Source organism: Pseudomonas sp. TE21435, assembly GCF_056279265.1.
Window position 1 is genome coordinate 3,332,446 of sequence record NZ_JBWBQZ010000001.1, and the last position, 15,055, is coordinate 3,347,500.

General features: G+C 55.9%; 15 protein-coding genes, 2 rRNA genes and 1 pseudogene (1 of these 18 cut by a window edge). 11 read left to right on the plus strand and 7 right to left on the minus strand.

Features of this window, described 5'->3' with window-relative positions:
* The first annotated feature begins 27 nt into the window (after positions 1-27).
* The 7 genes from ACZ9C1_RS15005 to ACZ9C1_RS15035 all read left to right on the plus strand — a co-directional run bounded on the left by ACZ9C1_RS15005 (position 28) and on the right by ACZ9C1_RS15035 (position 4,579).
* Positions 28-252, plus strand: a complete 225-nt coding sequence (locus ACZ9C1_RS15005) for a hypothetical protein (protein WP_476254136.1) — start codon at positions 28-30, stop codon at positions 250-252.
* Positions 253-385: 133 nt separating this feature from the next.
* Complete coding sequence (locus ACZ9C1_RS15010) at positions 386-715, plus strand: hypothetical protein (protein ID WP_404698115.1); 330 nt, start codon at positions 386-388, stop codon at positions 713-715.
* A gap of 93 nt (positions 716-808) precedes the next feature.
* A complete protein-coding gene (locus tag ACZ9C1_RS15015; protein ID WP_476254137.1) occupies positions 809-1,777 on the plus strand; it encodes a DUF932 domain-containing protein in 969 nt (322 codons plus the stop codon).
* Positions 1,778-1,855: 78 nt separating this feature from the next.
* Positions 1,856-2,857 (plus strand): YqaJ viral recombinase family nuclease, encoded by a 1,002-nt coding sequence (locus tag ACZ9C1_RS15020; protein WP_476254138.1) that lies wholly within the window; start codon positions 1,856-1,858, stop codon positions 2,855-2,857.
* A 79-nt stretch (positions 2,858-2,936) separates the two neighbouring features.
* Positions 2,937-3,887, plus strand: coding sequence for a recombination directionality factor (locus ACZ9C1_RS15025; protein ID WP_476254139.1), 951 nt, complete (start codon positions 2,937-2,939; stop codon positions 3,885-3,887).
* The gene (radC, locus tag ACZ9C1_RS15030; protein WP_476254140.1) at positions 3,859-4,356 is read left to right on the plus strand and encodes a RadC family protein; all 498 of its coding nucleotides are present in this window, start codon (positions 3,859-3,861) and stop codon (positions 4,354-4,356) included. The genes ACZ9C1_RS15025 and radC overlap by 29 nt, the downstream gene beginning before the upstream one ends.
* Before the next feature lie 13 nt (positions 4,357-4,369).
* On the plus strand, positions 4,370-4,579 hold the full coding sequence (locus tag ACZ9C1_RS15035) for a hypothetical protein (RefSeq protein WP_476254141.1): 210 nt from the start codon (positions 4,370-4,372) through the stop codon (positions 4,577-4,579).
* A gap of 354 nt (positions 4,580-4,933) precedes the next feature.
* Here the strand turns inward: ACZ9C1_RS15035 and ACZ9C1_RS15040 are convergent, their stop codons facing one another.
* Complete coding sequence (locus tag ACZ9C1_RS15040; protein WP_476254142.1) at positions 4,934-5,281, minus strand: helix-turn-helix domain-containing protein; 348 nt, start codon at positions 5,279-5,281, stop codon at positions 4,934-4,936.
* Positions 5,282-5,418: 137 nt separating this feature from the next.
* Between ACZ9C1_RS15040 and ACZ9C1_RS15045 the strand changes: the two genes are divergently transcribed.
* From ACZ9C1_RS15045 to ACZ9C1_RS15055, 3 genes and pseudogenes are all read left to right on the plus strand, one after another.
* Positions 5,419-5,805, plus strand: coding sequence for a hypothetical protein (locus ACZ9C1_RS15045; RefSeq protein ID WP_476254143.1), 387 nt, complete (start codon positions 5,419-5,421; stop codon positions 5,803-5,805).
* Between the two features lie 16 nt (positions 5,806-5,821).
* Positions 5,822-6,640, plus strand: a complete 819-nt coding sequence (locus ACZ9C1_RS15050) for a hypothetical protein (protein ID WP_476254144.1) — start codon at positions 5,822-5,824, stop codon at positions 6,638-6,640.
* Between the two features lie 93 nt (positions 6,641-6,733).
* Positions 6,734-6,948: pseudogene (locus ACZ9C1_RS15055) on the plus strand (transposase); the annotation flags it as partial.
* Positions 6,949-7,100: 152 nt separating this feature from the next.
* Here the strand turns inward: ACZ9C1_RS15055 and ACZ9C1_RS15060 are convergent.
* The 3 genes from ACZ9C1_RS15060 to ACZ9C1_RS15070 form a co-directional block, all read right to left on the minus strand.
* On the minus strand, positions 7,101-8,060 hold the full coding sequence (locus tag ACZ9C1_RS15060; protein WP_476254145.1) for a YagK/YfjJ domain-containing protein: 960 nt from the start codon (positions 8,058-8,060) through the stop codon (positions 7,101-7,103).
* Positions 8,061-8,396: 336 nt separating this feature from the next.
* The gene (locus ACZ9C1_RS15065) at positions 8,397-8,627 is read right to left on the minus strand and encodes a helix-turn-helix transcriptional regulator (RefSeq protein ID WP_476254146.1); all 231 of its coding nucleotides are present in this window, start codon (positions 8,625-8,627) and stop codon (positions 8,397-8,399) included.
* A 48-nt stretch (positions 8,628-8,675) separates the two neighbouring features.
* Entirely contained in the window at positions 8,676-10,145 is a 1,470-nt protein-coding gene (locus tag ACZ9C1_RS15070) for a hypothetical protein (RefSeq protein WP_476254147.1), read from the minus strand.
* 169 nt (positions 10,146-10,314) lie between these two features.
* Between ACZ9C1_RS15070 and ACZ9C1_RS15075 the strand changes: the two genes are divergently transcribed.
* Positions 10,315-10,986, plus strand: coding sequence for a hypothetical protein (locus ACZ9C1_RS15075; protein WP_476254148.1), 672 nt, complete (start codon positions 10,315-10,317; stop codon positions 10,984-10,986).
* 433 nt (positions 10,987-11,419) lie between these two features.
* Here ACZ9C1_RS15075 and ACZ9C1_RS15080 read toward each other — a convergent pair whose 3' ends face one another.
* The 3 genes from ACZ9C1_RS15080 to ACZ9C1_RS15090 form a co-directional block, all read right to left on the minus strand.
* Entirely contained in the window at positions 11,420-12,169 is a 750-nt protein-coding gene (locus ACZ9C1_RS15080; RefSeq protein WP_476254149.1) for a class I SAM-dependent methyltransferase, read from the minus strand.
* 231 nt (positions 12,170-12,400) lie between these two features.
* Positions 12,401-12,516 (minus strand): 5S ribosomal RNA (rrf, locus tag ACZ9C1_RS15085).
* Between the two features lie 137 nt (positions 12,517-12,653).
* Positions 12,654-15,055 (minus strand): 23S ribosomal RNA (locus tag ACZ9C1_RS15090) (it continues 491 nt past the right edge of the window).

Below are 15,055 nucleotides of genomic sequence, written 5' to 3' on the forward strand. Positions count from 1 at the left end.
GGCTTCTAGGCAAGATCATGGAGAGCGGTGTTTGAAAATACAAAGCTTCGCAATGCTGGAGATCTCAAGAATAAATCTGTCGTCGAGTACACCACCATCAGAGTCGAGCTGCTCCACGGGCTTGTGCCGTCGAACCTGCAGGATGGCCACTATCGGAACGATGACATCGTGAAAGGTCTTTACGCGACGCCGACTGGACCGCTAGCAAACGACAGTGAGCTCGAAGCCAAGATGAACCACGCCAAGCCATGAGAGTACGAGCGCACGATAAGACTCACGATGACTTACTTGACTCGCTTCCGGAATATCGCCCCCACTGAGTCAATTCCAAAAAAATTCAGTCACACATCACCGCAATGACATCCCCACCATGGAGTCTCAAACCATGTCATTGCAGTGCCCTCACTGTCACTCCCCCAAAGTCGCTTCACTCCACCATGCAATGAAGATCACCGCTGCGGTCGGTGCTGTAGGTGGTGCCGCTCGTGGCGCCAGTGCTGCACTGGCCGCTGGTCAGGCCGGCGCAGCAATTGGTGCTGTTGCTGGCCCGTTGGGCATCACCCTCGGATCCGTATCGGGGGCAATCCTTGGTGGACTCATTGGCGGTGCCGGTGGCTGTGCCCTTGGTGCCCAGCTCGGTGAGAAGCTGGATCGTCACGTGCTGGCCAACAACCTGTGCCTGATCTGCGGGCACCGCTTCAACCTGCCGGCCTGATCCGACTCCCCGCCTCCATTCCACAGTACTCCCGGTTGGTGCTGCGCTGCCGCGCAGCGCTTTATGCCGGCTGTTGTTCAAAGGAAACTCAGCATGGCTCATCAAATCGAACAAATGGCCTATGTCGGCCAAACTCCTTGGCACGGCCTGGGCAACAATCTACCGCGCAAGCAACCCATCGAGATCTGGCAGCGTGAAGCTGGCATGGATTGGCAAATTCTCGAAAGCCCGGTGCACTTCAAGTCAGAAACAGCTGGCCACCTGGGCGCTATTCATTCCTTCCCCGAGCAGAAGGTGCTCTTCCGCTCGGACACCAAAGCACCGCTGTCGGTGGTTTCCCAGCGCTACCACACCGTGCAGCCGCGAGAGGTGCTGGAGTTCTACCGCGACCTCACCGAGGTCTCTGGCTACGAGCTGGAAACGGCTGGCGTGCTCAAGGGCGGTCGCAAGTTCTGGGCGCTGGCGCGTACCGGCCAAGGTGCTGCGCTCAAGGGTAACGATCAGGTCAACAGCTACCTGCTGCTGGCCACGTCCTGCGACGGAACCCTGGCCACTACAGCAACGCCAACCACGGTGCGCGTGGTGTGCAACAACACCCTGACGGTCGCACTGGACGGCACCAGCCGAGCGATCAAGGTGCCGCACAACACCCGCTTCGATCCCAAGGTGGTGAAGAAACAGCTCGGCATCGCCGTCTCGCAATGGGACGACTTCATCTATCGCATGCGTGCCTTGGTCGAACGCAAGGTGCAGTGGCATGAGGCCCTGGGCTTCTTCATGAATGTCTTGTGCGAAACCTCGCCGACCGGCGCCCTGCCGGAAGTGCTGCCGAACGAACGAGCGCTGCGCAAGGTGCAGGAGCTGTACGAAGGCCGAGGCCGTGGCTCGAACCTGGATTCAGCTCGTGGTACCGCCTGGGGACTGCTCAATGCCGTGACCGAGTTCGTCGATCACGAGCGCCGGGCACGCAGCACTGAATATCGCCTGGACTCGGCCTGGTTCGGCCAGGGCGCGCAGATCAAGCAACGTGCCCTGGACACCGCCCTGCAATTGGTTGCCTGACCTCTACCCTCTTCACCCCATAACGCCCGATCAGCCTCGCCGCTGATCGGGCTTTTCTATTTCCGCATGGTGAACACGATGAAAGCGACTCCGTTGAGCAGTACCGGCAAGACTCGTCCGGCGCTGCGCCTGATCAGTACCAAGGAACTGCCCCGGGAAGACTGGCTGGCCGTGCGCAAGCAAGGCATCGGCAGTTCTGACGCGGCGGCCGCAGTCGGCCTGAATCCCTACAAATCGCAACTGGAACTGTGGCTGGAGAAAACCGGTCGCGACACCAAGCTGCCGAAAGCCGACCCTCATGACGAGGAAAGTCCGATGTACTGGGGCCACGTGCTGGAACCCATCGTGGCCTGGCATTACAGCAAACGCACCAAGCGCAAGGTGCGGCGTATCAACGCCGTGCTGCAGCATCCGAATCCGGAGCTGTCCTGGATGCTCGCAAACATCGACCGCGAAGTGGCAGGTGCTGATGATGTTCAGATCCTCGAATGCAAGACAGCCGGCATAAACGGGGCACGCCTCTGGAAAGAGGGCGTGCCAGAGTATGTAGAGTTGCAGGTGATGCACCAGCTCGCCGTTACCGGCAAACAGGTGGCGGATGTGGCGGTACTGCTTGGCGGCCAGACTCTGGAGATCCATCGGATTGAGCGGGACGAGCAGATGATCGCCCGCCTGATCAAGCTCGAACGGCGTTTCTGGCAGTACGTGGAAACGGATACACCGCCACCTGCCGACGGCAGCGCCTCGGCCGAGCTCGCCCTGCGCTGCCTCTATCCCCAGGACAACGGCCAGACACTAGACCTCAGCAGTAATGCTGGCCTGGCAGCAGCCTTCCTGGAGTTGAAGGCGGTACGCCAGTCGATTGCCGAGAAAGAGATTCGCGAAGCCGAACTCAAGCAGCGCCTGCAGCAGGCCATGGGCGATGCCACCCGTGCGGAGTTCTCCAGCGGCAGCATCACCTGGAAGAAAGCCAAGGACAGCGTAACCCTCGATGTGGCGCGCCTACTCAAGGACAAGCCCTATCTCCAGGAGAAATACCCGCTGCTGAAACCCGGCCCACGCCGCTTCCTGATCAACTGATTTCCCAGTTCCCTTCCCCTTGGCCAGCGCCAGCAGTTCGCACTGCTGGGCTGGCTTTTTCGTTTCCAGGAGAACCACCATGCTGAAAGGCCTGGCAATCACCCCGCCCGTGCTGGGGCGCATCTCCATCGGCAGGGTCGTCGAGAAGAACGGCAAGCGCCTACCGGAGAAAGATGACCAGTTCACCATCACCTCCCAGGTACAGAACAAGGATGGCTGGCTGCTGCACCCGCTCAACGACGAGTTGCGCAAATCCCAGGAGGACAAGCTGCGCAGTATTCCAATTCGTCTGCTGTTCAACGCGCCTGAGCTGAACTTTCGTGCCGACTACACGCTGTTTGATCGGCAGTCCGGACGACCGCTGTGCGTGGGCAACGGCGAGACCTGCAAGCGCGTCACCCAAGACGGTATGCAATCCCTACCCTGCCCCTCGCCGGATGCCTGCCCATTGGCCAAAGGTAATGCCTGTAGGCCCTACGGACGACTGAACGTGACCATTGGCGATGAGGATCCGCTAGGTAGCTTCTTGTTTCGCACTACCGGCTTCAACAGCATCCGCACCCTCGCCGCCCGGCTGCATTACTTCCAGGCCATCTCCGGCAACCGCCTGGCATGCCTGCCGCTGGAATTGCGCCTACGGGGCAAGGCCACCCGCCAGAGCCATGGGACGCCAATCTTCTACGTCGACCTGACAGTACGCGGCGGCATGGACATGGCCGAGGCGCTGTTGGCCGCCAGTGAGCTCGATTCACAGCGGCAAGCGACAGGCTTCGATCAAGACGCGCTGGATGAAGCGGCGCAGCGCGGCTTCGCCAATGGCGCGTTCGAGGACAGTGGGGAGGATACCCGCACCATCGTCGAGGAGTTCTACCCCGCAGAGGCAAGCCAATCCCCAACCGCCAACCCTCCCCAACGATCTGCGAAAAACAGCTTAGCCGAGAAGCTGGAGACGCAAGCCCAGCGCCACATCCCACCGACTGATCACCGCCAAGGAGCCGGCCATGCGCCTGCACAAACTAAAAGCCAGTGACTCGAGCGGCACCTACCTGATCGAGTCGCCAGTCACCGAAACCGACATCCTGCTGATGGCCCGCCAGTTGGCGAATCTACGTCTGCGTCGGGGGCGAGCACTGACCTCACCGAAGGCGGTGTTCAGCCACCTGCAGGCCCTGTTGAGCGATTACGAGCATGAAGTTTTTGCCCTTCTCCACCTTGATAGCCGACATCGAGTTATAGCCTTCCAGGAAATGTTCCGAGGCACGCTCGACGGTGCCAGCGTCTATCCCCGCGAGGTTGTCAAGGCAGCATTGGAGCACAACGCCGCAGCCATGGTCCTGGTGCACAACCACCCCTCTGGGGATCCTGAACCCAGTCAGGCGGACCGCAACCTGACCCACAAACTGAAGGAGGCACTGAGCCTGGTTGGAGTACGGACGCTGGATCACATCATCGTCGGTCGCGAAGGCTGCCTATCGCTGGCAGAACAGGGTCACCTATAAGGAGAAAACGAAGATGTCGCTACTACGGATCTTCGCGGCCGTGGTTATGTTCTTTGGCCTTCTCGCTGGCTGCGTGGCGCTCCTGCTGTTGGTGATTCTGATGATGCGCTTTCCGCCACTGCTGATCGCGGTGCTGCTGGCGTGCTGGATCCTCTGCCGACTGCTGAAAGTGTTCCAGAAGTCAGAGAACGCACCGACAAAGCCCCCCACCTCCTTGCAGTGACCCTCCACCATAAGCAGCCAGGCAAACCCTGGCTGCTCTATCCCTCCCGAGGAAGCATGAAGATGAACAGACCATGTTTGATTTGCGAGTCCAGGGCCGTCATGACCCGTGACGTCGCCAAGGGCCTTGCACTGTTGGTCGGGTTGATCGATGGTGCGGCTCGGTGCGCTCGAAGCACACACGGAGAATGCCATCGTGAGATGCTCAGGAACAGACTGGCAGCGATAACCCCGACTTATCCTGCCGCACTGGATGCGGCAGAGGATGTCGCCGACTTCCACTTCCGGCGCCTCGATTGCCCCTGCCTGCGCTGTGGTGCGCTATTCGAAGCTGCTGTCGCGTACTAGGAGAACTTCAGCTGCGGCTGAGACGTTCCACCAGACGCTCCACCATCTCCAGCACCAGTGCCCGATCATCCGCCGTCAGGATAGATAGTAAGTTCTGCAGGCGGCGCGCCTGATCCTCCGGGCGCGAGCTACCTTCGGTCAGTAGGTCAGCTGTCTCACAGCCGAAAACCGAAGCGAGTTCAACCAGACGCTCCACGTTTGGCATAACGACCCCGCGCTCGATACGTGATACGGCTTCACTACCGATACCCAATCGCTCAGCGACCTGTTCCTGACTCAGCTTACAACGCATTCGTTGGCGCGCAATCGCTTGGCCCACAACCTCAGACAACTGCTTCGAATCGGTTTTTGACATGCCGCCCTCCAGATCAACCTGAATGGTTGGCCATCAACCTGTTGACATGAAGGACCTTGCGAACCGAGACTCAACCCTAAAGGTTGGTATTCGACCTTCTCGCCATTTCAAATCCCAAGCAGGGAGCACAAAGCACCATGACCGTCGTGACTGGTCTGAATGAAGCGCAGATTGAAGGCCTCGTGAGAGGCAAATCATCCTTCGAGGTAGTCGGCCTCAGAGGAAATTTCATGGAAGGGATCAAGCTGGTAGAAACCAAGGTAGAAGCCCTCGGCATGAAGTGCCGAGTCAGGACAGATGTCAAAGGATCCCTGATCCAAGGCGGAGCCCTGGGTGCAGTCTTTAGCGTGGTATCTACACCCGCCACATTGGCCATTGCCACATTGACCGCAGCAGCGGGGGTGGGCCATACGCTCGCAACTTACGATCCGGACTATGAGATTGTAAAAGATTACGTCAATAAAAAGCTCAAAGTAGTCTATAAAAAACGGACAAACAAAAAGCAAATAAACCTTCTCAAATAATTGCAGACTCAAGTACATGAAAGCCAAATCAAGCATACTGAAAGCAGCAGGCTTCTTAACACTACTACTCTCTCTTAATGCTCAAGCGGATGTTGACTATGGGTATCTATACCCAAGCACGCTACCAAACGAAAAATCAATGAAGGATTTACCTTATGCAATTCCCTGCGCAGAGGCCAAGAATCAGTATGGAGCAAAATTTTATCGCTGCACTTGGTACACCCTACCTAGAAACATTACCACGTGGGACGCCCAACAGCAGCGTAACATTAGTTTCAGTAATCAGATAAGCGGCGCATGCCAGCGAGGTACCTGTCGTGCGTCCAATGGCTCCGGCGTCTATGGGATGTACGGACAAGACCTCAGCTTTACCCTGTCCATTTACTACTACATATATGAAAGCAAGGATGGCTATCCGATTGCCTATCGCATGGATGGTGGCCCCCACCAAAAGGGGAAAGATGTTACCTACGCGCAAGCCCGAACAATACTGCAAGAATTTTTACTCGACCACGGCATCAATTCAACGAGTGTAAAAGACACTATCGGAGCGTACAGCCTTGACGTGCAAACTGAGGTTAGATCTTCTAGTGACGCGCCCCCTCCGCCTGAAGAAAAGCCCATGACAAAGCCTACAAAAAATATCGAAGTAAAAGAAGCTTGGTGCAACCCACGCGCGGACGATGAGTGCACTATCAACGGAAACAAAGTAGCTAAGGCGGAGCTTAAGCAGTACCTTCCAGAAATTTACGAACTAGAAGTTCTAAACGCAGGCGGATATTGTGAGCATCCGATCTGCTACGACAAGAATGACAAACCTGTCGGCATTCACTAAATACTTGAGGGCACGGAATGTTTCCGTGCCTTTTATTTTTTGTATCCAGTTAAGGGATTCTCCTATCAAGTCAGCACTGACTACCCGACCGGTGCACGACGCAGCACCTACAAGCACTTGGGTAAACGCAGCGTGCTTTATAAATCGAAAAGGCCAAGGCGCAGTTGCGTGCGAATGTGGAGCACCCGCTCCGGGTGATCAAACGCCAGTTCGGCTATGTAAATACTCGCTTTCTTGGCTAGGCCAAGAATACGGCGCAACTCATGATGCTGTTTGCGCTATCGAATCTGCGGATGGCACGCCGGTAGCATTGAGCACTGCGGAAAAGGTGCGTATGTAGCGGGTAAGAATCAAGGCAAAGTCTTGGTTTTGAGCCGATTGACGGTTGAAAAAACGGGGCCGGGGGCACCAAAGCGCCGCTCATAGCGCGCTAAAGGCAACTTTTTCGGAGTTTCCCTAGTCATCCCAGACACCTCCTTGCCTGCCCCTTACGTAAGCAACGCGCACCTACCGGTTTGAGCCGTAGATGCTGATCGTCCTTGACCAGGTAACGCATGGTGTAATGCACGTCAGCCCGCGCATCCAAGTCCCGCCTATGGATCAGGCCAAGCCCCAGCCTATCTGGGTATTCATCCTTGTCGAGGTTGCAGTTGTTGAAGTAACCCTGACCACGGGTAATACGCTCCCACAGCTCACCGATCCGCTGAGCCCTGTAGATATCAGCACTCACTGCAGCACCGTTGAAGAAGAACGCAGCATGGATGTGGTACCCGCGATCCTCCCCCTGCTCGACACAGCAGATGTAGCCGGTCTCATGGTCGAAGATCGGATTGCGTTCACGTTCAGCGATGAGCCGATCCAGGTCATCGAATACATGCTCAGCACGCAATCTCGCCCGGACCTCTGCCCGATAATACAGATCAACCCTGACTACGCAGGTGCGGGCGTAGCGATCAAGCACAGCGTCGACATAGCGACCGACCTCAACCTCCTGCTGAGCCGCCTGGTAACGCTGATCGTGCTCCTGACGGGTATACCGCTTTTGGGTGAGGAGAGTACGGACGGTCTTGGTCAGTTCGTTCAGCGTCTCGCTGGTGCTCAGATAGCGCGTTTCGTCCGCGCTCAAGCAGGTAATACCAAAGGGACTGCGCTCTATCCCAATGGTCTGGCAGGCTTCCTGGAAAAGATTCAGGTGCCAACTGTACCGGTAGTCTGCATCGCCCTCGAACAACGCGACCATTTGCACGATCCTATCGAAGTATTTTGACAGCTTGGTCTCCCTGATCTGCTCATCACCGTGCTTTGAGTATGTGATTCGGAAGGCTTGGCTATCGGTACGTTGGATGGCGTTGACGAGACGCTCAATTCGGATTGCGGTATTGGACTGAGATTGGAGGGTGTTGGTGTTTCGTTTGGTCATGGTTCTGTACCTGATGAGTGGTTTCGCATACCAGGTACGGGATGTGTATTTATTAACCGATGACCTAACCTAGAGGCAGGGTGGTAGTGCCTGTTTGGTTACTAGAACTCAGCCTATCGAGTAGTTATTGGTTGATAGTCTAGAGCTATATAACTAGATCCCGCTCCAAGACCCAGTAATCGCCCCAGGCTGGGCCAGGTAATGAGGAGCAACATTACCGAGCCAGCCAAGAGATTTACTAAATTGCAGCCTGGGTGAGTTAACTGAGAATGCCGCCTCCCAGACGGCATAAACGCCATGACCAGCCTCAGCCAGTCATGGCGCAAATGTTCGTTTCTAGCTGGCCATACTCAAGTGGCTTTTCGGGCGTACCGCTGCACCCTCTGCCAAGTCACGCTCCTCGATCCTTGCCAGAATCCAGTCGTGTACTTCACTCTCGACCCAGCCAACGCGACGGTCACCCAGCGGCACAGAATTCGGAAAGGTGCCTTCCGAGATGTATTTGTAGATGGTCGACCGGGACAGGCCGGTCGAATCGATGACTTCTTTCAGGCGAATGATCCTCATGAGCAGGCTCCTCTATTAGCTCAGAGGATCTGCATGCAGAGGTTTTTTTTACCGCAGCCCCAACGCCTTTCTTACCTTGCGCGGCAAACAAACCAAGCCAAAATCCAAGCGGAGCTGCAAGTCGAACTCCGTTTCCGTGGCTTCCGGTCCGCTATCCACCTTTCCCCGCTTAACCTCACGAAGCACCGAAAAATGCCCAAGCCCCACGAGCATGGGCTGAATTAGGATCGTGATCGCGCGGTAACCGAAATCGCCCATGTTCGGAACAATGCGAATATCCGCTGCCTCGAAATCTACCCAGTCCGCCTGACCGAATCGCGCTCGATACTCGCGCGCAATCTCCATTGCCAATGCGTAGATGCACGCACAGGTTTGCCCCGCCTCGCCGCCCGCGCCATCCTTCAGATCACTGACCGCTTCGCCACCTCTTCCCGCCTTCAGTTCGGGATCGATTTCGCTTGCCGGCGCAGGTTTTGGCGCCTTGATGAAATCCCTCTCAATCCACGCCATCAACTCAGCGTCCTCAATCGGCTTATCCGAAGCCAATTTCTGCCAATGTCGCGAGAGCAGATGTGAGGCATACCGACAGAGCAGATGCTGAAACAGGAAAAAGACTTTCCCCGGCTGCCCCATCAAGAGGCGAAGAAGACTGGCTGGCGTTTCCAGCCCATTCGACTGTCCCTTCACGGCATTACTACAATCGCCATGCAGCACAACCGCGTGGGTGAACTTATTGCCCTCCCAGTCATGGGTTATATGAACGGCAATGGCCCCCTGTGGTGCGACAGCATCGATATTCAGAAAGTAAGTACTCTCGATCCTGCCTGCGGCAAAAACCTTGCTCGACAGACCGGGGATATGGCGCCGAATCAGCCCCAGCATCATTAGGCGAACAAGGCGTGTTTTGACTTGCTCAGACTGCATGCCTGTGAGCTTCGCCAGTTCTGGGAGCCCTACCTGCACTTCACCGAACTTATCTGAGCGTGAGAGCAGCACCGCGAAAAGCAGGCGATTGCGGATACTCAATCGCCCACGGCTTCCGAGAAGCTGGCGCTTTCCCTTCGCAGGCCGTGCAATGGCTGCCTCCTCGCTGAACTCTCTGGACTTCCTAGACTTGCCCAGTTCTCCTGCCTTGCCCAGTTCGCTTTCGAGAACAGCAAAGACCATATCCGCTCCGGAGAACAAAGCCTGCAATAGCTCGGCGTGCTGCGGATAAGTGCGATCTGCTAGTTCGGGCTCATTACCCAGGCACAGTGCGTAGGTGACCTTCCCACGCCCTCTGAGTCCATTCCGAGGGGCGACACATCGCTCCACCACACTCGCATCGACCAGCTCGCTCAACGCAGCGGAAACGACCGCCTCATCCAAACGAAGGTGCTTCGCAAGCGACTTTACGCTGAGGTCTTGCCATTGCTCATGCCTGTGCTCCGATCCAGCAATGATGACCTCCAGCAGAAAGCGGGCATCCGGGCCACACGCGGAAACCACCGTTGAAACTCGCTCAAAATACAGAGCCATGTCGCGTCCAGAATCAAAAAAACAGATATTTTACACCCTGTAGATTTCACAGCAGTTTTTATTTAGTGTTACTGATAACATACACGCATAACACTTTTTAGAAAAATAGAGCAGTCCGAACGCCGCCCCACACCTGGGCGGCACTTTCAGGGGGAGATGGAGAGCTACGTTGCGAACAGCAGAGAAGATTCGCTGGCTGAAAAAAGAGAACGCCGAATGGCAGTGGGTATGCGATTACATGAACGGTAATGCCAGCGAGGCGATTGCCGAGGACATCAGGTGCATCCTCAGGGACAGGGAACCCAGCCATGAGGTCATTGAGGAGATCATTCGACACCTCACGAGGACTGAGCGCGGTCGTGACTTTATAAAACGCCTCAGAAATGCCCTGCGCCAGCACAGGTATCGTTCATCTGAGAACGGCAAAATAATTTGCACCTTTGCCTTGCCAACTAAAACCAAGAAGGCCCTGCGCCAAAATGCAGAGAAGCTGAGCAAGAGCGAGAGCGACCTCGTGGACGAAGCCCTCAATCAATCCGAAAAGCTGATTGAGGAACACCGGCAGCGGGAACAACGGCTTGAGAAAGTTCGCGAACTTGAACGCAAACGAGCGAAACAGCGCATCAAGCTACTCAGCGTCAAACACCACGAAGCGATGAGGCAAATCCAGATGCTCGCGACACGCCTTTCCATCTGGGAGCTGGCTCTTGGGGCGGAGCATCCCGACATCAGCGTGGATCAGACCATGCTGGCCGACACTGCGAAGGAAAAGACCAAGGCCGTCAAGAAGGCCATCAAAACGGCCGTGACTAAGTGGGACTTCCTCCAGACGAGGGTATGACAACGCATCACGCGAGTCGGAAGATCTAAGTCATAGATCACTTCAATGCCCCCGCCACGGAGTCTCAAGCCAAGTCACTTCATTCCGCCATGAGTTGAAGATCGCCGCCGTGGTCAGTGTTATAGGTGGTGCCGCTCCTGGCGCCGGTCCTGCTCTGGCCGGTGGCCAGGCTGGCACAGTAATCGGTGTCGTTGCTGGTCCGAAGCACCAGGTCAACGCATGAGGTCGACTACGAGCCCCTTCCATTCGACTTCATAGTCCTGATTTCAGATTTTGCGAAGCGGTATTCCAAAAGGTATTCCATAGAAAAATAAAATCTTAATTTATCGTTTATTTTCAATAAGATAAGAATTCTTTTCAGATCACCCCGGCCCACCGATCCCCAAACAACGCGCGCTAGGGCTTCTTCTTTGTACCCACCGTTTTTCTCATCTCAACGCCTCGCTTCGATGAGATGACGGGTGGAATGCGCTATGAAGGGCTCCCCCTGCCGCATCTGGTTATCCAGGACCAGCAACTCAGCGCGGTACTTGTCCACAGAGAAGTCCGGCACCCACCATACGCATTTGCGAAGAATCCACACGACTGCGCCTACATCCTGGAACAGCATGCGGCAGCGGGCTGTCCGTAGGTCAGTCACCGTCAGCCCGGCCGCCTGCGCTGCTACTACCTCATCCTGCGGCTCGCGCATTTGCCGCTCACGTGGCAACGGTCCCACGAAATGCTCGATCAGCTCGAAAGCCGAGGCTGGGCCTACGTGCTGGGCGAAGTAATGTCCACCAGGTCGGAGGACGCGATGGATCTCGTGCCAGTCGGGATTCACCGGGTGGCGTGAGGTGACCAGCTCGAACGAGGCGTCGGCAAATGGGAGCGCTGTGCCGGGGGCTACCTCGATGACTTCAACGCCGCGTGACCCCAGGTGCTCTTGCGCCTTGCGGGCGTTGGGTGGCCAGGCTTCAGTTGCGCACATGAGGGGCGGGAAGCGTGGGGCCTCGCTTAGCACCTCCCCGCCGCCGGTATCGAGATCCAGCGCCGCGCGTACGCCGTCCAGACGCTGTGCAAGGAGCTGGGCGTAGCCCCAAGGTGGGCGCTGCTCGGAGGCGCGCCCTGTCAGCCAGTCGAAGCCCCAGCCGGTTACATCTGCAGCACTGGCTTCGGCTAGCAGGTCGTCAAAGGAATTCATTTGAGCGTCCAGGGTAACGTTTGTATGGGGGGCAGTATAAATCGTGTAGGTGCGGGCTTGCGCGGCTATAGGCCTCAGGGCGCCGCTTACGCGGCGCATCGCCGGCAAGCCGGCTCCCACACTGACAGTACCTGGGGGTACCGGCTTGCTGATGATATGACCTGGCCGGTTTTCCGGGCACAAAGACAAAACCCCTACCTGCTCGCGCAGATAGGGGTTTTGCGAAATGAATCTTGACGATGACCTACTCTCACATGGGGAAACCCCACACTACCATCGGCGATGCATCGTTTCACTGCTGAGTTCGGGATGGGATCAGGTGGTTCCAATGCTCTATGGTCGTCAAGAAATTCGGTTGCCAGTACGTCTTTGCAGACATGCCAGCCAATTCGGATATGCGATATGTGTGGTTCGTCGCGAACTTTCGGTTCGTTTCGTCTTCACCACCACAATTTGGCCTCAGCGCAAATTGCTTGGGTGTTATATGGTCAAGCCTCACGGGCAATTAGTATTGGTTAGCTCAACGCCTCACAGCGCTTACACACCCAACCTATCAACGTCGTAGTCTTCGACGGCCCTTCAGGGAGCTCAAGGCTCCAGTGAGATCTCATCTTGAGGCAAGTTTCCCGCTTAGATGCTTTCAGCGGTTATCTCTTCCGAACATAGCTACCCGGCAATGCCACTGGCGTGACAACCGGAACACCAGAGGTTCGTCCACTCCGGTCCTCTCGTACTAGGAGCAGCCCCTCTCAAATCTCAAACGTCCACGGCAGATAGGGACCGAACTGTCTCACGACGTTCTAAACCCAGCTCGCGTACCACTTTAAATGGCGAACAGCCATACCCTTGGGACCGGCTTCAGCCCCAGGATGTGATGAGCCGACATCGAGGTGCCAAACACCGCCGTCGATATGAACTCTTGGGCGGTATCAGCCTGTTATCCCCGGAGTACCTTTTATCCGTTGAGCGATGGCCCTTCCATACAGAACCACCGGATCACTAAGACCTACTTTCGTACCTGCTCGACGTGTGTGTCTCGCAGTCAAGCGCGCTTTTGCCTTTATACTCTACGACCGATTTCCGACCGGTCTGAGCGCACCTTCGTACTCCTCCGTTACTCTTTGGGAGGAGACCGCCCCAGTCAAACTACCCACCATACACTGTCCTCGATCCGGATAACGGACCTGAGTTAGAACCTCAAGGTTGCCAGGGTGGTATTTCAAGGATGGCTCCATGAGAACTGGCGTCCCCACTTCAAAGCCTCCCACCTATCCTACACAAGCAAGCTCAAAGTCCAGTGCAAAGCTATAGTAAAGGTTCACGGGGTCTTTCCGTCTAGCCGCGGATACACTGCATCTTCACAGCGATTTCAATTTCACTGAGTCTCGGGTGGAGACAGCGCCGCCATCGTTACGCCATTCGTGCAGGTCGGAACTTACCCGACAAGGAATTTCGCTACCTTAGGACCGTTATAGTTACGGCCGCCGTTTACCGGGGCTTCGATCAAGAGCTTCGCTTGCGCTAACCCCATCAATTAACCTTCCGGCACCGGGCAGGCGTCACACCCTATACGTCCACTTTCGTGTTTGCAGAGTGCTGTGTTTTTAATAAACAGTCGCAGCGGCCTGGTATCTTCGACCGGCGTGGGCTTACGCAGCAAGTGCTTCACCCTCACCGGCGCACCTTCTCCCGAAGTTACGGTGCCATTTTGCCTAGTTCCTTCACCCGAGTTCTCTCAAGCGCCTTGGTATTCTCTACCTAACCACCTGTGTCGGTTTGGGGTACGGTTCCCAGTTATCTGAAGCTTAGGAGCTTTTCTTGGAAGCATGGCATCAACCACTTCGCGCTCTAATGAGCACTCGTCATCAGCTCTCGGCCTTGAGATCCCGGATTTGCCTAAGATCTCAGCCTACCACCTTAAACTTGGACAACCAACGCCAAGCTGGCCTAGCCTTCTCCGTCCCTCCATCGCAATAACTGGAAGTACAGGAATATTAACCTGTTTTCCATCGACTACGCTTTTCAGCCTCGCCTTAGGGACCGACTAACCCTGCGTCGATTAACGTTGCGCAGGAAACCTTGGTCTTTCGGCGTGCGAGTTTTTCACTCGCATTGTCGTTACTCATGTCAGCATTCGCACTTCTGATACCTCCAGCAAGCTTCTCAACTCACCTTCACAGGCTTACAGAACGCTCCTCTACCGCATCACCAAAAGGTGATACCCGTAGCTTCGGTGCATGGTTTGAGCCCCGTTACATCTTCCGCGCAGGCCGACTCGACTAGTGAGCTATTACGCTTTCTTTAAAGGGTGGCTGCTTCTAAGCCAACCTCCTAGCTGTCTAAGCCTTCCCACATCGTTTCCCACTTAACCATGACTTTGGGACCTTAGCTGACGGTCTGGGTTGTTTCCCTTTTCACGACGGACGTTAGCACCCGCCGTGTGTCTCCCATGCTCGGCACTTGTAGGTATTCGGAGTTTGCATCGGTTTGGTAAGTCGGGATGACCCCCTAGCCGAAACAGTGCTCTACCCCCTACAGTGATACATGAGGCGCTACCTAAATAGCTTTCGAGGAGAACCAGCTATCTCCGAGCTTGATTAGCCTTTCACTCCGATCCACAGGTCATCCGCTAACTTTTCAACGGTAGTCGGTTCGGTCCTCCAGTCAGTGTTACCTAACCTTCAACCTGCCCATGGATAGATCGCCCGGTTTCGGGTCTATACCCAGCGACTAAAGCGCCCTATTAAGACTCGCTTTCGCTACGCCTCCCCTATTCGGTTAAGCTCGCCACTGAATATAAGTCGCTGACCCATTATACAAAAGGTACGCAGTCACCTAACAAGTAGGCTCCCACTGCTTGTACGCATACGGTTTCAGGTTCTATTT